The sequence below is a fragment of the Maridesulfovibrio sp. genome, assembly GCF_963676065.1.
Classification (GTDB): Bacteria; Desulfobacterota; Desulfovibrionia; order Desulfovibrionales; family Desulfovibrionaceae; genus Maridesulfovibrio.
This window is the reverse complement of sequence record NZ_OY780933.1, coordinates 2,967,031-2,983,656: the sequence shown is the minus strand read 5'-3', so window position 1 is coordinate 2,983,656 and position 16,626 is coordinate 2,967,031. Positions and strand designations below refer to the sequence as shown.

General features: G+C 46.1%; 15 protein-coding genes. 7 read left to right on the top strand and 8 right to left on the bottom strand.

The annotated features are described in order from the left end of the window. The first annotated feature begins 46 nt into the window (after positions 1–46). The 4 genes from ACKU35_RS13395 to ACKU35_RS13380 all read left to right on the top strand — a co-directional run bounded on the left by ACKU35_RS13395 (position 47) and on the right by ACKU35_RS13380 (position 5,386). Positions 47–667 carry a hypothetical protein gene (locus ACKU35_RS13395; protein ID WP_319759815.1) on the top strand — a complete coding sequence of 207 codons (621 nt, stop codon included), beginning with the start codon at positions 47–49 and terminating at the stop codon, positions 665–667. A 478-nt stretch (positions 668–1,145) separates the two neighbouring features. Beyond that, positions 1,146–4,205, top strand: coding sequence for a formate dehydrogenase-N subunit alpha (gene fdnG, locus ACKU35_RS13390; protein ID WP_319759813.1), 3,060 nt, complete (start codon positions 1,146–1,148; stop codon positions 4,203–4,205). Beyond that, complete coding sequence (locus ACKU35_RS13385; protein ID WP_319759811.1) at positions 4,205–4,948, top strand: 4Fe-4S dicluster domain-containing protein; 744 nt, start codon at positions 4,205–4,207, stop codon at positions 4,946–4,948. The genes fdnG and ACKU35_RS13385 overlap by 1 nt, the downstream gene beginning before the upstream one ends. Before the next feature lie 18 nt (positions 4,949–4,966). Continuing rightward, positions 4,967–5,386, top strand: coding sequence for a cytochrome c3 family protein (locus ACKU35_RS13380; protein WP_319759809.1), 420 nt, complete (start codon positions 4,967–4,969; stop codon positions 5,384–5,386). A gap of 102 nt (positions 5,387–5,488) precedes the next feature. On the opposite strand, the gene tsaA is transcribed toward ACKU35_RS13380, so the two are convergent. From tsaA to ACKU35_RS13340, 8 genes are all read right to left on the bottom strand, one after another. Then, positions 5,489–5,992, bottom strand: coding sequence for a tRNA (N6-threonylcarbamoyladenosine(37)-N6)-methyltransferase TrmO (gene tsaA, locus ACKU35_RS13375; protein WP_319759807.1), 504 nt, complete (start codon positions 5,990–5,992; stop codon positions 5,489–5,491). Between the two features lie 70 nt (positions 5,993–6,062). Continuing rightward, positions 6,063–7,169 carry a M20/M25/M40 family metallo-hydrolase gene (locus tag ACKU35_RS13370; protein WP_319759805.1) on the bottom strand — a complete coding sequence of 369 codons (1,107 nt, stop codon included), beginning with the start codon at positions 7,167–7,169 and terminating at the stop codon, positions 6,063–6,065. 162 nt (positions 7,170–7,331) lie between these two features. Beyond that, a complete protein-coding gene (locus ACKU35_RS13365) occupies positions 7,332–7,589 on the bottom strand; it encodes a HypC/HybG/HupF family hydrogenase formation chaperone (protein WP_319759803.1) in 258 nt (85 codons plus the stop codon). Between the two features lie 21 nt (positions 7,590–7,610). Then, positions 7,611–8,099 (bottom strand): HyaD/HybD family hydrogenase maturation endopeptidase, encoded by a 489-nt coding sequence (locus ACKU35_RS13360; protein ID WP_319759801.1) that lies wholly within the window; start codon positions 8,097–8,099, stop codon positions 7,611–7,613. 259 nt (positions 8,100–8,358) lie between these two features. Continuing rightward, positions 8,359–10,068, bottom strand: a complete 1,710-nt coding sequence (locus ACKU35_RS13355) for a nickel-dependent hydrogenase large subunit (RefSeq protein ID WP_319759799.1) — start codon at positions 10,066–10,068, stop codon at positions 8,359–8,361. A gap of 56 nt (positions 10,069–10,124) precedes the next feature. Beyond that, on the bottom strand, positions 10,125–11,072 hold the full coding sequence (locus ACKU35_RS13350) for a hydrogenase small subunit (RefSeq protein ID WP_319759797.1): 948 nt from the start codon (positions 11,070–11,072) through the stop codon (positions 10,125–10,127). 493 nt (positions 11,073–11,565) lie between these two features. Continuing rightward, on the bottom strand, positions 11,566–12,204 hold the full coding sequence (gene tmk, locus ACKU35_RS13345; protein ID WP_319759795.1) for a dTMP kinase: 639 nt from the start codon (positions 12,202–12,204) through the stop codon (positions 11,566–11,568). Continuing rightward, positions 12,180–13,214 (bottom strand): HD domain-containing protein, encoded by a 1,035-nt coding sequence (locus tag ACKU35_RS13340; RefSeq protein WP_319759793.1) that lies wholly within the window; start codon positions 13,212–13,214, stop codon positions 12,180–12,182. The genes tmk and ACKU35_RS13340 overlap by 25 nt, the downstream gene beginning before the upstream one ends. A 158-nt stretch (positions 13,215–13,372) precedes the next feature. Here ACKU35_RS13340 and surE point away from each other — a divergent pair, with 158 nt between their 5' ends. The 3 genes from surE to gap all read left to right on the top strand — a co-directional run bounded on the left by surE (position 13,373) and on the right by gap (position 16,467). Further along, positions 13,373–14,128 carry a 5'/3'-nucleotidase SurE gene (gene surE / locus ACKU35_RS13335; protein WP_319759791.1) on the top strand — a complete coding sequence of 252 codons (756 nt, stop codon included), beginning with the start codon at positions 13,373–13,375 and terminating at the stop codon, positions 14,126–14,128. A 194-nt stretch (positions 14,129–14,322) separates the two neighbouring features. Beyond that, complete coding sequence (fba, locus tag ACKU35_RS13330; RefSeq protein WP_319759790.1) at positions 14,323–15,246, top strand: class II fructose-1,6-bisphosphate aldolase; 924 nt, start codon at positions 14,323–14,325, stop codon at positions 15,244–15,246. 234 nt (positions 15,247–15,480) lie between these two features. Continuing rightward, complete coding sequence (gene gap, locus ACKU35_RS13325; protein WP_319759787.1) at positions 15,481–16,467, top strand: type I glyceraldehyde-3-phosphate dehydrogenase; 987 nt, start codon at positions 15,481–15,483, stop codon at positions 16,465–16,467. Positions 16,468–16,626 lie beyond the last annotated feature (159 nt).

The following is a 16,626-nucleotide window of genomic DNA, read 5'->3' as shown; positions in this document are numbered from 1 at the left end:
TAATGGCGGGGTTTCTTTTTAGATAAATAAAAACTAGAATCAGTTTATGGACAGACTAATAAAAAAATATTTTTGGCTCGCGCTGCTGGTCACTGCAACTCTAATCACGACTGAAGCTGCCGCCGGCTTCATGCCTTACGGCAGGATATTCAAAGCGGTTAAAGATGAACGCCCTTATATTACTCAGGCTCAGGACAGCAGATTGCAATTGCAATTGCATAAGGAAATCTTATTAAAATATCCCCAAAGCCTGATTGAGATTTCAAGCTATGTATATTTAGGACATGGATTTGTGGTTGGCGAAGTTGAAGATGAAGCTCAGCGAAACGGACTTATACACTGTGCTAAATCAATAGGCGGCTTGAATGGAGTCAGCTATTACCTGCCCAAAAAAGATACTTCAAAACAAAATGCTTCTTCTGAGATTGAAATCAAGCTGAAAGGGTTGATTGAGCCGGAATATCCATCATCAAAAATTACAATTAAAGTCGTACAGAATAAAATAGTTATCCTTGGCGTACTGAATTCTCAGGAACAGGAATCTGTATGCAACGAAATCAAAAAAATGTGCGGCCCAATGGAAATCATTAATTTTCTACAAGTTCCCCAAGTAATTAAAAAAAGAAGAAGTAAATTTCGCCCTGTGCGTAATTTTTTACGGGATTGAGTACAGGTCATCTCATTTTTGGTACCAAAACGGAATCAATTAACTTTGACCTTATGCTAGTAACAGATTGATTATATTAAAATAATTATTTTTGCTATTGTAAAAAAACGATATTCACCGATAATTTGTTTTAATTATGTCAGATTAGTAACAATAGCATCATGGAACCCCACTAGCTCGACCTTTTCATTAACATAAAAACTTTTAATTACAATATGTTAACTAAGAAAACACAGACCTAAAGTTATTCGCCAAATATAATGAAACCAAATTGAGCACTGACCGCGGCAGTTAATGATAAACACAATTTTTCTTTAAAATACAAATACTTATCAGTAAAATTCATCAATTATATCAATTCCCGCATATATTAAATTGTGTCATTAACACTACAAGCATTATTTTTTTTCATTCATTCCTCTTGACGGGTAGGTTGTTCTACAGATGATTGGAACACCCTCAAATTTCAGGAGCGATAATGAACATTAATCGTAGAGATTTTGTAAAGCTGACGACGGCGGCAGCTGCGGGGTTTGCCGCTGTTCCAGTGTTCGGCGGGCTTGGGAAGGCCTTTGCGAACACAGCTGAGGAACGGGCGAAACAGCTCAGCCCCAAATGGACCAAGCAAACAACATCGGTCTGTGCTTTTTGCTCGGTCGGTTGCGGACTTTTAGTCAACACTGATCTTAAGACCAAACGTGCGGTTAACGTGGAAGGTGATCCCGACCACCCCATCAACGAAGGTGCCCTTTGTGCCAAGGGGGCGGCAACCATCCAGATGTCTGAAAACCCGAATCGAGTCGGTAAATTTCTGTACCGTGCTCCCTACGCTGAAGAATGGGAAGAAAAGGATTGGGATTTCTGCAAGAAACGCATTGCGAAGCTGATCAAAAAATCTCGCGATGAAAGCTTTGAAAAGAAGAATGCCAAAGGTCAGGTTGTTAACCGGACGATGGGCATAGCTTCCCTTGGTTCCGCTGCGCTGGATAACGAAGAATGTTACGCCATGCACAGCTTCATGCGTTCTCTCGGCCTGGTCTACGTTGAGCACCAGGCCCGTATCTGACACAGCGCAACTGTTGCGGCTCTGGTAGAGTCGTTCGGACGCGGTGCGATGACCAACCACTGGAATGACCTTCAGAACAGTGATTGCATTCTTATAATGGGCAGTAACGCTGCCGAAAACCATCCCATTTCCTTCAAGTGGGCTGTAAAAGCACAAAAACGCGGCGGCAAGATCATTCATGTCGACCCGCGCTTCACCCGTACTTCCGCAAGGTCTGATGCATATATCGCCCTGCGCTCAGGTACTGATATCGCTGTTCTTGGCGGCATGATTAACTACATCATCAAGAACAAGCGCTACTTCCATAAATATATGGTTGATTACACCAACGCTTCTTTTATCGTTGGTAAGGATTTTGATTTCAAAGACGGCCTTTTTTCAGGCTTCGACCACAAGAACAATTCATATGATAAATCCCAGTGGGCTTTTGAGCTGGATGACAAGGGAATTCCCAAGCAGGATAAATCACTGCAGAATCCCAATTGTGTATTCCAGATTCTGAAAAAGCATTACGCTCGCTATACTAAAGAAAAAGTATCCTCCATTTCAGGTGTTTCCGTAAAAGATCTTGACCTGCTTTACGATACCTACACTGCCACGGGAAAACCGGACAAAGCCGGAACCATCATGTACGCTATGGGCTGGACCCAGCATTCTGTTGGTGTACAGAATATCCGCGCCATGGCGATGATCCAGCTTATGCTCGGTAATATAGGTGTCGCCGGCGGCGGCGTTAATGCTCTGCGCGGTGAATGTAACGTTCAGGGTTCCACTGACTACGCCCTGCTCTACCACATTCTCCCCGGCTACCTGAAAACTCCTCTCGCCGGGCAGGATACTCTTGAGAAATATAACAACACCTACACTCCTAAGAGTAACGACCCGGAATCAGCCAACTGGTGGCAGCACTATCCCAAGTACTCTGCCAGTCTGATCAAGGCCATGTACTCTGAAGACACACCGGAACAAGGCTATCAGTATCTGCCGCGCCTCGATAATCATAGAGCCGACCAGTATTCATGGATTCCGCTTATCGACCGCATGCACAAAGGCAAATTCACAGGCGGACTGATCTGGGGAATGAACCCGGCCTGCTCCAGTTCTGATTCATTCAAGACCAGAGCTGCCATCAGCAAGCTGGACTGGATGGTCAACGTCAACCTCTTCCCATGCGAAACCAGTGACTTTTGGAAAGGTCCGGGAATGGACCCCAAAAAGGTCAAAACTGAAACCTTCTTCATCCCCTGTGCATCATCCATTGAGAAAGAAGGTTCTGTTTCCAACTCCGGCCGCTGGATGCAGTGGCGTTATAAAGGACCTGAGGCTTTTGAAAATGTTATGACCGATGGTCACTACTTCCATGAAATATGGGAAGAACTTAAAGCTTTGTATGAAAAAGAAGGTGGTGTGTACCCTGAACCTATCACCCACCTCAGCTTTGAGAATATGTGCGAAGAAAACGAACACGGCCATCTCGAATTCAGTGCTCAAAAAACTGCTAAACTCTGCAACGGATGGTTTACCCGCGACGTGGAAGTCAAAGGTAAAAAATTCAAAAAAGGACAGCAGGTCCCGAGCTTCGCTTACCTGCAGGCAGACGGTTCCACTACCTCCGGAAACTGGCTGTACTGCAACTCCGTGACCGACGAAGGAAACAAATCCGAACGTCATGATGCCACCCAGACGAAGGAACAGGCCAATATTGGACTTTTCCCTAACTGGACATGGTGTTGGCCTGTAAACCGCCGCATCCTTTACAACCGGGCTTCGGTTGATGAAAAAGGACAGCCTTGGGCACCCCAAAAAGCGGTTATTAAGTGGAACGGATCAAAATGGATCGGCGACGTTCCCGATGGTGGCTGGAAGCCCGGCACACGCCATCCGTTCATTATGCGCAAACATGGTTATGGTCAGCTCTTCGGCCCCGGCCGCGCTGACGGTCCCCTGCCGGAATACTACGAGCCGCTCGAATGTCCGGTAGACAAACATCCCTTCTCCAAAACCCTGCACAACCCCACGGCGGTACAGATTCTGGGTGAGGAAAAGGCTGTATGTGATCCGCGCTATCCGTTCGTCGGAACTACTTACCGTATCACAGAACACTGGCAGACAGGTTCCATGACACGCTGGCAATCATGGCTGGTGGAAGCTGAACCGCAGATGTTTGTTGAAATCAGCCCCGAACTGGCTAAGCTGCGCGGCATTGAAAATGGTGAGAAAGTCACCGTGGAAAGTGTACGTGGCTCACTCTGGGCCATCGCAATGGTTACCAAGCGAATCCAACCTTACAACATTAACGGCACCGATGTTCACATGGTCGGCATGCCCTGGCATTACGGCTGGGTAACTCCGACGAACGGCGGCGACTCTGCAAACATTGTAACCCCCAATGTGGGTGACCCGAACACCGGTATCCCCGAATATAAGGCCTTCATGGTCAACATCCGTAAGTGGAAGGAGGGTGATAACTAATGTCCGGTAAAAGCTTCTTTGTAGATCTCTCCCTTTGTACCGCTTGCCGTGGCTGTCAGGTTGCCTGCAAACAATGGAAGAAACTACCTGCGGAAAAAACCCGCAATGTAGGTTCACATCAGAATCCGCAGGACCTGTCATCCAAGACCATCCGTTTGGTGCGTTTCAACGAGGCCTTTGATGAAAACGGTAAATTCCGCTGGCTTTTCTTCCCGGAACAGTGCCGTCACTGCCTTGAGCCTCCGTGCAAGTACATTGCGAACATGTATGCCCCCGGAGCTGTCGTTCAAGATGAAAAGACCGGAGCCGTAGTCATGACGGACAAAGCTGTTTTGCCGAAAGGTAAGATTGAAAGCTGGGAAATGTGTCCGTATAACGTTCCACGTCAGGACCCGGAAACAGGGCTCTTCTCTAAATGCGACATGTGTATTGACCGTGTGGAAATGGGGATGCTCCCTGCCTGCGTGCAGAGCTGTCCCACCGGAACAATGAACTTCGGTGACCGTGCGGACATGCTTAAACTCGCCAACGAAAGGCTTGCGGAACTTAAAAAGACCAATCCCAATGCCTACCTCGCCGATCCCGAGGATGTGCGGGTTATCTACCTCTGCGAAACCAAGCCGGAAAACTATCACGACAACCTTCTGGCTTCATCCGAGCAGCGCAAAACAATGATGGCCGGCGTCAGCCCGTCTAAAACTTCAAGACGCGGTTTCCTCACCGCTCTTAAAAAGAAAGCCTAACGGGCAGGGAGAGATAAGATGAAAAAATTATTGATCGCATGCCTGTGTATGATGGGCATTGTGTTCGTTGCCATCGGCGCAGGAGCACAGGAAGATTGGACAGCCCCGAAAGATGATCTGGTCATCAATTACATCAAAGGTAATAGTCCTAAAGACCACGGTGTAGTCTTCAACCATTCAAGTCATGAAAGTTATGAATGCGTTGACTGCCACCATAAAACAAAAAAGACAGGTGAACCGACCAGTTGCGCCGATTGCCATAACAACTTTGAACCGGTTCCGGTAAAAGGTTATAAATCCTACTTCAAGGCCATGCATTACAAGCGCAAGAATCTTAAGCGCGCTTCATGCCTCGGATGCCATGTAAAGGAATTCGGCAACGATAAAGAAATGACCGGCTGCGTTAATTCCGCCTGTCATCCTGAGGGAATCAAATAGCATTCACCGTCTTACAGTCTAATCCATAATTAAAGCCCCTGCCGAAAAGCGGGGGCTTTAATTTTTCATAACGAAATGATTATGGCCTGCCGGGTAATGCAATCAATCTTCGGCAAACCTCTCATCTGATTTCAAAGTAGCCGATTTCTCTGCATTGGTTTCGAGCCACCCGAAACGGGTAGCCGGCACGGCATCAAACTTTGAAACGTAAGGCTTGATGTCTATCAGCGGAGTTCCATCAAGAACATCAACGCCCTTGATATTTAGGATATTGCCCTCAATACTGAGCAGTTCAACAGTGGATTTACCGATCATATTCGGCCTGCGCGGTGCGCGTGTAGAGAAAAGCCCCCGTTCCACCGTATCCATAAACGGTTTAACGGTTAACTTGTACCCTTCATTTTTATGAAAATGGTACAGCAGAATAATATGTGAAAATCCCTCAAGATCCTTTAGACCTTCCTCAAGGGCGCCATGAAGCTCAATTTTACCTACAGCATCCTTGGCTCCAGATGGCTGAATAGGCATTCCTTCAACTGTTTTAAAAGGTGAACGGATGTATCCGATTGGATGAAAAATTATGGCATCTTTTTCAGGTAACGGCATATGAACCTCCGCATTTTTAAGGTGGGCAAGCTGTTTAAAGAATTCATCTGCCCGGAATTATGAGGATAATCTAGCTTTTCATAATTTCGGCCACCAATTCAGCGCCCCGGGTGAGGCTCTCCATTTTGATAAACTCATCTGTCGTATGGACCTTACTCATACCAATGCCGAGAGTTACCGCGTTATATCCTTTTCCATAAAGAACATTCGCATCACTGCCACCACCGGTAGGGCCTCTCTCCGGATCTAATCCGATATTAATACACGCCTGCTCCACTTTTGCCAGAACTGTACTATCCTCAGGCACATGAAGTGCGGGGTATGAAATCTCATATTCAAACTTATAGCTACCGCCTATTTTCTTAACGGCATCAGCGCAGCAGGATTCCATATGTTCCAACTGTTTATTCAGAACTTCATCATGTAAGGAACGGGCTTCAGCTGTAAGGGAAACCGAGTCAGCTACAATATTGGTCACGCTGCCGCCTTCAATGTGGCCCAGATTCGCGGTGGTACTTTCATCTATTCGCAACAGATTCATTTTCGATACAGCTTCCGCCGCTATCTGGATTGCGCTTACGCCTTCTTCCGGGGCAATGCCGGCATGGGCGGATTTACCGATGAAATTCATCATGATACCGGCCTTGGCCGGTGCTGCGACAACGATGCTTCCCACCTTTCCGCCGGAATCAAGTATAATGATGTCCTTTGCCGGAAGCAGGCTGGTATCAATATTTTTGGCTCCATGCATACCGGATTCCTCACAGATGGAAAAAACAAAATATACATCAGGATGAGGGATGGATTCATCTTCAAGATGATTCAGGGCTTCGATTGCCATAGCAATCCCGGCTTTATCATCACCGCCAAGAACTGTATCACCTTTACTGCGGACCAGATCACCTTCCACAATCGGTTCAACGCCGTGGCATGGATGGACGCAATCCATATGTGCGGAAAAAGCAATCGGAGTACCTTCACCGGTTGCCGGGACATGGACAATCAGATTTCCAGTATTCCCACCGCTAAGTTCACCGGCTTTATCTTCTGTAACCGTATACCCTCTTTCTTCCATTTTTTTATGCAGACAAACCGCGACTTCCTTTTCCTGCAAGGAAGGACTGTCGATACGTACAAGTTCAAAAAAAAGATTAAGGATTCGCTCTTTGTTTATCATAATCTCTCCCAAAGACTTACTGAAATTCAATTCAATTAATTATCACTGATAACCAAAGTTGAATAGTGATAGTTTTTCAACAGCAGCATATCTTGCCGGGGTCAAAAAACAAAAAAATCCCGGCAACCTTTTAGACTGCCGGGATTTTGATTGAAAAATAAGCTACACGCTACAAGCCTTATTCCTTTCAGCTTCGGTCAATTCAACCATATCGCGCAAAATTTTGAGAGTTTCTTCCGCTTCTTTAGGATCAAGTTTACGCAGAGCGAAACCGGCATGAACAATCAGATAATCATCTATCTCAACTTCACCGTCCAAAAGCATAAGGGAAGCGTCAAGGTAGGTTTCACCTTCACCCACTTTACATTTGGCTACTTGATTTTCAATGGACTTAATCTGAACAGGAATAGCTAAACACATGAAAAACACCCCTTCTCGGCACTAGGCCATCTTTTCATAACTGCCGCCAGCTGCGGAAACTTCCTCAAGCACCTTTTCCATCATGAAAGGAAGTCGCTCCAGCGTCACATCGGAAACTTCGTCATGCATGGTCTGATAATCTTTTGGTTCTACACCGATTACCACACACTCAGGACGTCTGTCACACAAATCGCACAGGACCATTGTATCGAGCAGATCGGTCTGATGCATTGAATCTTTGAAAGCAAGACTCCTACGCAAATCCTCTCCTGTCAAGCGGTAAACGGAACCGGGTTCGTCATTACCCAGAACAGCATCAACCACTATAAGAAAATCGCATTCCATCATGGGCCCCATCAGCTTGGTGCCAAGCGTCCCGCCGTCCATAACTTCCACGTTGTCGGAAAATGAGTACTGGGTCATCAGTTCATTAACTACCTTCACGCCGATGCCTTCATCAGTAAAAAGTATATTTCCCACGCCAAGAACTAAAATTTTTTTCTCTGTCATTCAGATACCTCCGGCGGCTCTCCGAGGACCAGAAAAACTTTTTGTATAAATTTCTCTGGACTCTTCAAAAACTTTTATCGAGCTTCGCTACGGGTTCTAAAAGATTATCTAACGGTCCATCTCTATTCCAACCCTATGACTCTCTGTAGCTTGATTTGGAATGAAATTACAACCAAAAAATCAACTATTTCAAATAGAAATTAAAAAACGGGAGCCTGAACAACAGGCTCCCGCAATATTTCCTTGAAGCTTATACCAATTAGAGGATCTTGAATTTGTGAACTTCGTTGGTATGAGCGTCGATGACGTGTACGCCGCAAGCGATACAAGGATCATAGGAATGAACAGTACGCAGGATTTCGACAGGACGCTTGGCATCTGCGATAGGAGTACCCATGAGGGCTTCCTCAACTGCGGACATTTTGTTCTGATTACAGCGGGGGCCGAGGTTCCAGGTAGAAGGTACAACCAACTGGAAGTTTTCGATCTTGCCGCCCTTGATCTTGATCCAATGGGAGAGAGCTCCGCGAGGTGCGCCAACAAATCCGACACCTTCAGCTTCATCGGGCATTTCCCATTCAACCGCGAGATCAGTGTTACCGGAAGCAACATTGTCTTCAAGGTTGTTAACCCATTCGGCCATCTTAGTACCGGCAACAACAGTTTCGATACCGCGGGCAGCAGTTCTACCAAGAGTGGAGAACAGTGCTTCAGGTCCAACACCGAGAGTGGAAAGGACATGATTAACAACAGGAACAACATTCTTGTTGCCGCGAGCATAAGAAACCAGCATCTGTGCCAGCGGACCAACTTCCATGGATTCCCCTTTGTAACGGGGGGCTTTCATCCATGAATAGCGATCACGGTCTTCATAGTTGGTGTATTTAGGCTCAGTTTCACCATCATAAGGATGCAGTGAAGAGTCACCGTCATACCAGCTATGGCTGATGTCTTCCTTGATTGACTCAGGGTTGAAATCCATGATGTTGCTGAGATCGCGATTCATGATGACACCCTGCTCGAGGAAGCGGCTGTGAATGTCTGCTTCAACATCGGGGAATTCACCAAAGGTCAGGAAGTTGGTGGTACCACCGATTCCAGCCCAGTCCTTATAGTAGGAAGCAACCATCAGCAGGTCAGGAATGTAGCATTCGTTAACAAATGCCATTGTTTCGTTATAAAGATCCTTGAATTCCTGAATACGTTTAGGAGTCAAGGAGTCGTAACAGGTTACACCACCAACGATGGTGAACTGAGTGTGCGGGTTTTTAGCGCCGAAAACAGCCATTGCGCGTGCTGCCTTAACCTGAAGATGCAGACCTTCAAGATAGTGAGCGGTGGCAATAAGGTTTTCTTCGGGGCGCAGGTAGTATGCATCATGTCCACCGAGGAAGTAAGCATTGGTGAAGATACCAAGCTGACCGGAATCAACAAACTTTTTAAGTTTTTCCTGAACAGCTTTAAGATCTTCTGCTTTGGTAACGCGGGAAGACTGACTGTTAGCGATCTTAGCCGCCTTAACGGGATCAGCCTGAAGAGAAGCTACTACGTCAACCCAGTCAAGAGCATGCAGATGATAGAAATGCACAATATGGTCATGCAGATACTGAGCACCAAGCACGAGGTTACGAATAAGACGTGCATTTTCGGGCAGATTTTTATCAACGCCGACAGCGTTATCTACGCAACGTGTGGAAGCCAGCGCATGAGTGTAAGTACAAACACCACAGGAACGCTGGGTGAAGTGCTGTGCATCACGCGGGTCACGGCCTTTAAGAATAATTTCAAGACCGCGGAAAAGCTGGGAGCTACTCCAAACATTACTTACTTTACCGTTTTCGACCTCAACTTCAATCTTGAGGTGACCCTCAATCCTGGTAAGCGGGTCGACAATCACCGGACCGGTGTATTTTTTATCAAAAGGGGTCGCCATTACAGCGGGGCCCGTTTTAGCCTTGCAACCAGACATATACAATCCTCCAAATGAATAGAAAGTTGGCTTAAACTTCTATTTAGTTTACAGCTCTAGCTCTGCTCGTAAAACGGGCTCATTTCATCCCAGAAATCGGGCTCACTACAACCGATACATGGGTGACCAGCCTCAACAGGCCAGTTGGTCTGATTAAACTTGACTTTCGGACAGTTATTGTAGGTGTCCGGTCCCTTACATCCCAGCTCATACAGGCAGTAACCTTTCTTGGCTTCTTCGGATGAGAAGGAAGGTGCAAATTCATCATTATCAAAATGTTTAAGTCTCGGACAGTTATCATGCACAGACTCACCATAAAAGAGATTCGGGCGGCCAACATCATCAAGCTCGGGGATACCTTTGGTCAGGTAATGAACAACGGTACCTACGAAGTTGAACGGGTTGGTCGGGCAACCGGGCAGATTTACAGTAGTCACGCCACCAAGAGCAGCGGAAACACCTTTTGTCTTAGACGGGTTCGGCGCAGCAGCCTGAACACCACCGTAACAGGCACAGGTTCCGATACAGATAGTAGCTTTAGCGTGCGGTACGATTTCTTCCACGATTTCCAGCATGGTCTTACCGCCCACTTTACCCCAAGCTCCACCATCTGCAGTGGGTATACCGCCTTCAACTACACAGATATAACCTTCTGGTGAATTGACAGCCTGATGTAATGCTTCTTCGGCAGCATGTCCTGCGGCAGCCATGATGGTTTCATGGTAGTCGAGGGAAATTGTGTCGAGAATTAGCGCATCAATATACGGCGAAACAGTACGAAGAACAGCCTCTGAACAGCCGGTACATTCAGCTGCATGCAGATAAACAACAGAAGGACGCCTTTTTTGGGTTAGGGCTTCAGCTACAGTTGGCGCAAAAGCAGGTCCCATTCCCATTACAGCGGCAGTTGTTGCGCAGAACTTCATGAAATCGCGGCGGGAAACGCCATTCTGCTCCAGGCGTTCTTCCGCTCCAACTTTTCCGAGTCCCACAGAGAATTTCATAAAAACCTCCATCCTCTAATTAAAGATCAGTGGGGTTACCCCTCTGACATCGCGGTCTTCAATCCAAAGGTAGAAACATATCCGCCCCCAAACCGCAATGCGTACTAATTTTATTCTCCATCAACATTCAATTTCAGACAGTATCACTCTGATTTTGTCCTTCATTCGAACGCTAATGTATTGAAAATTCTAATTACTCTTAAATCATTTTACTATTACAGCGTCAACCCTTAATGGCAGATTATTGTTTTAGATACGAATTTTGTCGAATTATAGATAAAAATAACACATAATATTACTTTTTTTAAATACGTGCACTCTTAGGCGTATAAAAACAAAAAAAGTAAATAGTATTAGCTAAAATCAGCGTTCACAATAACAACTACACTATTCACATTAAATTAAAAAAAATAACACATCTTTGCTGCCAAAAAAAACGCAGCCATTAAGACTGCGTTATTAATAACAAATATCGATAAGAGAAAACTTAAAATCAGATTTTCGCCAAACGCTCCAAAACCGTCTTTTTAATTTCCGCAAAGATCTCATCAGGAGTCTGATCGGCATCAATCACTACGATTCTATCATTATTAAGAGCAGCCCAAGTCAGATAACCTTCACGGACAAGACTGTGGAATTCAAGAGATTCAGCTTCAAATCGCCCTTCTTCCTGCATTTTATTTTCCTGCAGATTGCGGGTCATGGCCCGTTTAAGACCAATTTCCGGATCTATATCGAGCAGGATCGTCAAGTCCGGCCAATTTCCGGAAACAGCTACATCGTTCAATTCCCGCAGCAGTTTGGGGTCAAGACCGCGACCATACCCCTGATAAACTATAGTAGAATCGGCAAATCGGTCAGATATGATAATCTTACCAGCATCTATCGCCGGTTTTATAACCTGTCCCACATGCTGGGCCCGATCGGCAAGATACAGAAAGAGCTCACACTCTCCTGTTATATCCGTACTATCCATATTAAGAAGAATCTTACGTAATTCCGTACCGATACGGCTGCCCCCCGGCTCAAGTGTAACCTGCACTTCATGACCGGATTCTTCAAGAAAAGCGGTAAGCATTTTGATCTGTGTAGTTTTACCGGTTCCTTCTATCCCTTCAAAGGTAATGAACATTGAGCCTCCGATTTTTTAAGTTCACACTTGCTCGACGGGTTATCAGGTGATTTTTCCGCCTTGTATAAATATCTGTCCAGAAACCGCTGATACGGTGTCCAGTTACTGTCCGATCTGTCCAATTTACCTAATTCTGCGAAAATTGTATTCATTTTTGCGTCAATATTGTCAGCAAAATGTAAAATAAATGCTTCCGGGGTCTTAGGTCGTTTAGGAGCTCCGTATTCATACTCACCGTGGTGAGAAAGAATCAAATGCTTCAAGTGAAGCTTTAACTTTTGGTCAAGATCTTTTGACTTATTCAGAAAAGGCTCTAAAACTTCTACGCCTATATGAATATGCCCGAGTAGACGCCCTTCATCGGTATAATCATTTGTCAATCCGCCCGATAGCTCCCAAGCTTTTCCCAGATCATGAAAGATAGCGGCTGCCAGAACCACCTGACGGTCAACATCAGGATAATTATCGCAGATAGACATGCACAACTTGGCAACGGACAATGTGTGCTCCAGCAATCCGCCCACATAAGCGTGGTGGACAGCCTTAGCACCTGTAGCGGTCAGGAGTTTGCTATAAATTATCTCATCCTTGAGCACTTTGCGGCAAAACTTTTTCCATGGAATATGAACCATATGTTCAGCTATCAGGTAATCAAGTTCCTGCATCATGTCTTCGGGCTTTTCCGCACTTGAAGGCAAAAAATCTGTAATATCCAGCCCGGCACGGTCAGGATCAAGCACTTCAAGAACTTCCACGGTGAGTTGCGGTTTATCACGAAACGAACCGACCATTCCACCGGCAACCACGAACATGCCAGCCTCAAGAGACCGGAAAGATTGACTTAAAGGGCTCCATATTTTAGCTTCCACGGCACCGGAATTATCCTGCAAACGCAAATTCCAAAACGGGCCATTCCTCGATTCACGCAATTGTGCATCAGCGATGAGAAATATATCTTTTATTCTCTCTCCGTTTATAAGATCTTTAATATATGTATATTTTTGCGACACTTCTTGCTATTCCTGAATTGCTTTGATACCTCGCCATCAGGCGATGCATTTTTTAAAACTTGCCGAGGGCGTTTATATAACTGCCCGAAATTTGTATTTATAGTCAACCCACGGGATGGCTGTCCAATTATTTTTGTAATGAACACCGGAGAAAGCTCATGAACATCCTTCTTACCAATGATGACGGTATTCAAGCCGTTGGCTTGCGTGCTCTGTATCATGGTCTGAAAAGAGCCGGCATGAACGTTCAGGTTGTGGCCCCTGTTGCGGAGCAATCCGCTGTAGGACACGCCGTATCGCTCTCTTCCCCCCTTCGTGTCAAGAAATTTGAAGAAGACGGCTTTACCGGACTGGGAGTCTACGGCACTCCGGTGGATTGCGTAAAACTCGGCCTGACCACATTGCTGGAGACAAAACCGGACATAGTGGTTTCCGGAATCAACAGCGGCGCCAACGTCGGAGTGGACATTTTATACTCTGGAACAGTATCCGCCGCAACTGAAGGAGCACTCATGGGGTATCCGGCCATGTCCGTATCCTATGACAGTTTTAAACCTGAAGAATTAACAGATCAGGGCGATTACTGTGCTGAACTGATCAATAAAATTCCCTGGGGTAGTCTCGGAGAAAAGACAGTCATCAATTTAAATTTTCCGGCGGTCCCGGTCAAAAATGCCGGTGAACTGAAAATATGCCGCCACACCCGAGTATCATGGCAGGATTGGTATGAAACACGTGAAGATCCGCGCGGCCATAAATATTACTGGCTTGACGGGGTAATGCCCAAGGAAAAAATCAGCCCCGGCACTGACCGGGACCTGCTGACTCGAGGGCACATCACCATGACTCCGTTGCATTTCGATTTCACCGATAGGGAGGCAATTGCGACTCTGGAGAAAAATTTAGGTGTATAGTCCATGTCCTTTTACAAAGGATGTGGACATTTTGTTTACAGATAGGATATACAGGATATATTTGGAACCAATTTGCGGCAATAAAAACTGAATAAGGGAAGTATGGCAGAGGATGATTTTATCTGCCTTTTAAAAATTTCAGAAGAACTGCCGCTTCATCATTTAAGTATAGTTATCCACTAAGGAGGATTACAATGCCACTAGTTTCGCCCAAGGAAATGTTCGAAGGAGCCTATGCCGGCGGCTATGCCATTGGCGCGTTTAACGTGAACAATATGGAAATCATACAGGGAATCATGGAAGCGGGCTGCGAGGAGAACGCTCCCCTCATCCTTCAGGTTTCCGCCGGTGCCAAAAAATACGCAGGACTCGGTTACATTACCAAACTGATGGAGGCCGCATTACAGGAAAGTGACCTTCCGGTTGTACTGCATCTCGATCACGGCGCAAACTTTGAGATCTGCAAAGAAGTAATCGACGGTGGATTCACATCCGTAATGATCGACGGTTCACATCTTCCTTTTGATGAAAATATAGCTGAAACCCGCAAAGTAGTTGAATACGCGCATGATAAAGGTGTCTGGGTAGAAGCAGAACTGGGACGCCTCGCCGGTGTAGAAGAAGATGTTGTTTCCGAAAAAACTATTTATACTGATCCTGATGAAGCTGTTGAATTCGTAGAACGCACAGGCTGCGACTCACTTGCCATAGCTATCGGAACCAGCCACGGCGCATACAAATTCACAGGCGAAGCAAAACTGGACTTTGACCGTCTCGATAAAATTGCTTCCATGATGCCGAACTACCCCATCGTACTGCACGGCGCATCAAGCGTTGTTCCTGAATTCGTAGCCATGGCTAACGAATTCGGCGGAGATATCGCCGGCGCAAAGGGAGTTCCTGAAGACCTGCTGCGCAAGGCCGCATCCAAAGCAGTCTGCAAAATCAATATCGACACCGATATCCGTCTCGCTATGACCGCAGTTATCCGCAAGTTTATGGCAGAGAACCCCACCGTTTTCGATCCCAGAGGCTATCTGGGCGAATCTCGCAAGGCAGTTAAGGAAATGGTCCGTCACAAGATCATCAATGTGCTGGGCTGCTCCAACAAAGCATAATTTTTACAGGCCGTTTCCAGGGAAAAACGGCCTGTAATAAAATAAACCAGGGACCCGTATCTTAATAACTAAGATACCAAAGGGAAGCATGTCTACGGATAAGGAACATTGCCGCACCAGGGAAAATAGCGGCTGTTCAGTGTTCCGCCGCCTTTTTGCTGAATTTGACGAAACTGGCAGAAAAACCGTTTCTATCATTCAGGAAAAGGAGACAGAATAAGGAGAAAACAAGTAATGGCTGTAAAAGTTGGTATTAATGGGTTTGGAAGAATCGGGCGCTACCTTGTCCGTCTGATTCATAATAGTAAAGATTTCGATCTGGTAGCTATTAACGCAAGAGCATCGAATGAAGACCTAGCCCTTCTTTTTAAACACGATTCCGTACATGGAACCTTTCATGCTGATGTTGAAGCAAATGATGAAGGTTTTACCATCGACGGTAAACAGATCAAAGTAACCAGATGCGCTCCGGGCGAATGGCTTTGGAAAGACCTCGGCTGCGAAATGGTTGTGGAAACCACAGGTAAATTCCGTGATCGCGCCAGCTGCGAAAAGCATTTGGCCTGCGGAGCGAAGAAAGTTATCATCAGCTCCCCCGGTATTGATGCCGACCTGACTGTTGTCATGGGTGTAAACGATGCAGAGATCAAACCGGAACACAACATTGTTTCCGGCGCATCCTGCACTACCAACTGTCTTGCACCGGTTGCCAAAGTAATCAATGATGAATTCGGCCTTGAACGCGGCCTGATGACAACTGTGCATGCCTACACCATGAGCCAGAGAGTTCTGGACGGTTCCCATAAAGATATCCGCCGGGCCCGTGCCTGTGCTGTAAACATGGTACCGACCACCACAGGAGCCGCAAAAGCGGTAACTATGGTCATCCCGGAACTGAAAGGAAAACTGGACGGCATGTCCATCCGCGTTCCAACACCTAACGTTTCCCTCGTGGACCTTACCTGCGATCTCGGACGCAATACCACCAAGGAAGAAGTTAACGCTGTGCTCGCCAAAGCGGCCAATGAACACATGGGCTATACTGAAATGCCCCTCGTTTCCACTGACTACCTCGGTGATACCCACGGCGGTGTCGTGGATGGTCCGCTTACTGAAGTCATGGAAGGCAAGATGCTCAAACTAATCATCTGGTATGACAATGAAGCAAGCTTCACCAACCAACTTGTCCGCCTAATGACCAAAGTAGCCGGAATGATCTAACCAGCACTCCCATTGCAATCAAAAAATCCCTCTCAATTTTAAGAATTGAGAGGGATTTTTTCTGTTCATAGTAAAAAAACACCAGCAATTCATCCAAATTGTCATTGACCTGCGTTATCTAATTACCAGCTAGATTTGTATTTAATTTCATAGTAGTCA

Coding starts and splice junctions, on each gene's coding strand:
- ACKU35_RS13355 (WP_319759799.1), bottom strand. CDS start 10,068: ATGTCTGGTTGCAAGGCTAAAACGGGCCCCGCTGTAATGGCGACCCCT.
- fba (WP_319759790.1), top strand. CDS start 14,323: ATGCCACTAGTTTCGCCCAAGGAAATGTTCGAAGGAGCCTATGCCGGC.
- ACKU35_RS13350 (WP_319759797.1), bottom strand. CDS start 11,072: ATGAAATTCTCTGTGGGACTCGGAAAAGTTGGAGCGGAAGAACGCCTG.
- ACKU35_RS13365 (WP_319759803.1), bottom strand. CDS start 7,589: ATGTGTTTAGCTATTCCTGTTCAGATTAAGTCCATTGAAAATCAAGTA.
- ACKU35_RS13385 (WP_319759811.1), top strand. CDS start 4,205: ATGTCCGGTAAAAGCTTCTTTGTAGATCTCTCCCTTTGTACCGCTTGC.
- ACKU35_RS13395 (WP_319759815.1), top strand. CDS start 47: ATGGACAGACTAATAAAAAAATATTTTTGGCTCGCGCTGCTGGTCACT.
- tsaA (WP_319759807.1), bottom strand. CDS start 5,992: ATGCCGTTACCTGAAAAAGATGCCATAATTTTTCATCCAATCGGATAC.
- gap (WP_319759787.1), top strand. CDS start 15,481: ATGGCTGTAAAAGTTGGTATTAATGGGTTTGGAAGAATCGGGCGCTAC.
- ACKU35_RS13370 (WP_319759805.1), bottom strand. CDS start 7,169: ATGATAAACAAAGAGCGAATCCTTAATCTTTTTTTTGAACTTGTACGT.
- tmk (WP_319759795.1), bottom strand. CDS start 12,204: ATGTTCATTACCTTTGAAGGGATAGAAGGAACCGGTAAAACTACACAG.
- ACKU35_RS13380 (WP_319759809.1), top strand. CDS start 4,967: ATGAAAAAATTATTGATCGCATGCCTGTGTATGATGGGCATTGTGTTC.
- ACKU35_RS13360 (WP_319759801.1), bottom strand. CDS start 8,099: ATGACAGAGAAAAAAATTTTAGTTCTTGGCGTGGGAAATATACTTTTT.
- surE (WP_319759791.1), top strand. CDS start 13,373: ATGAACATCCTTCTTACCAATGATGACGGTATTCAAGCCGTTGGCTTG.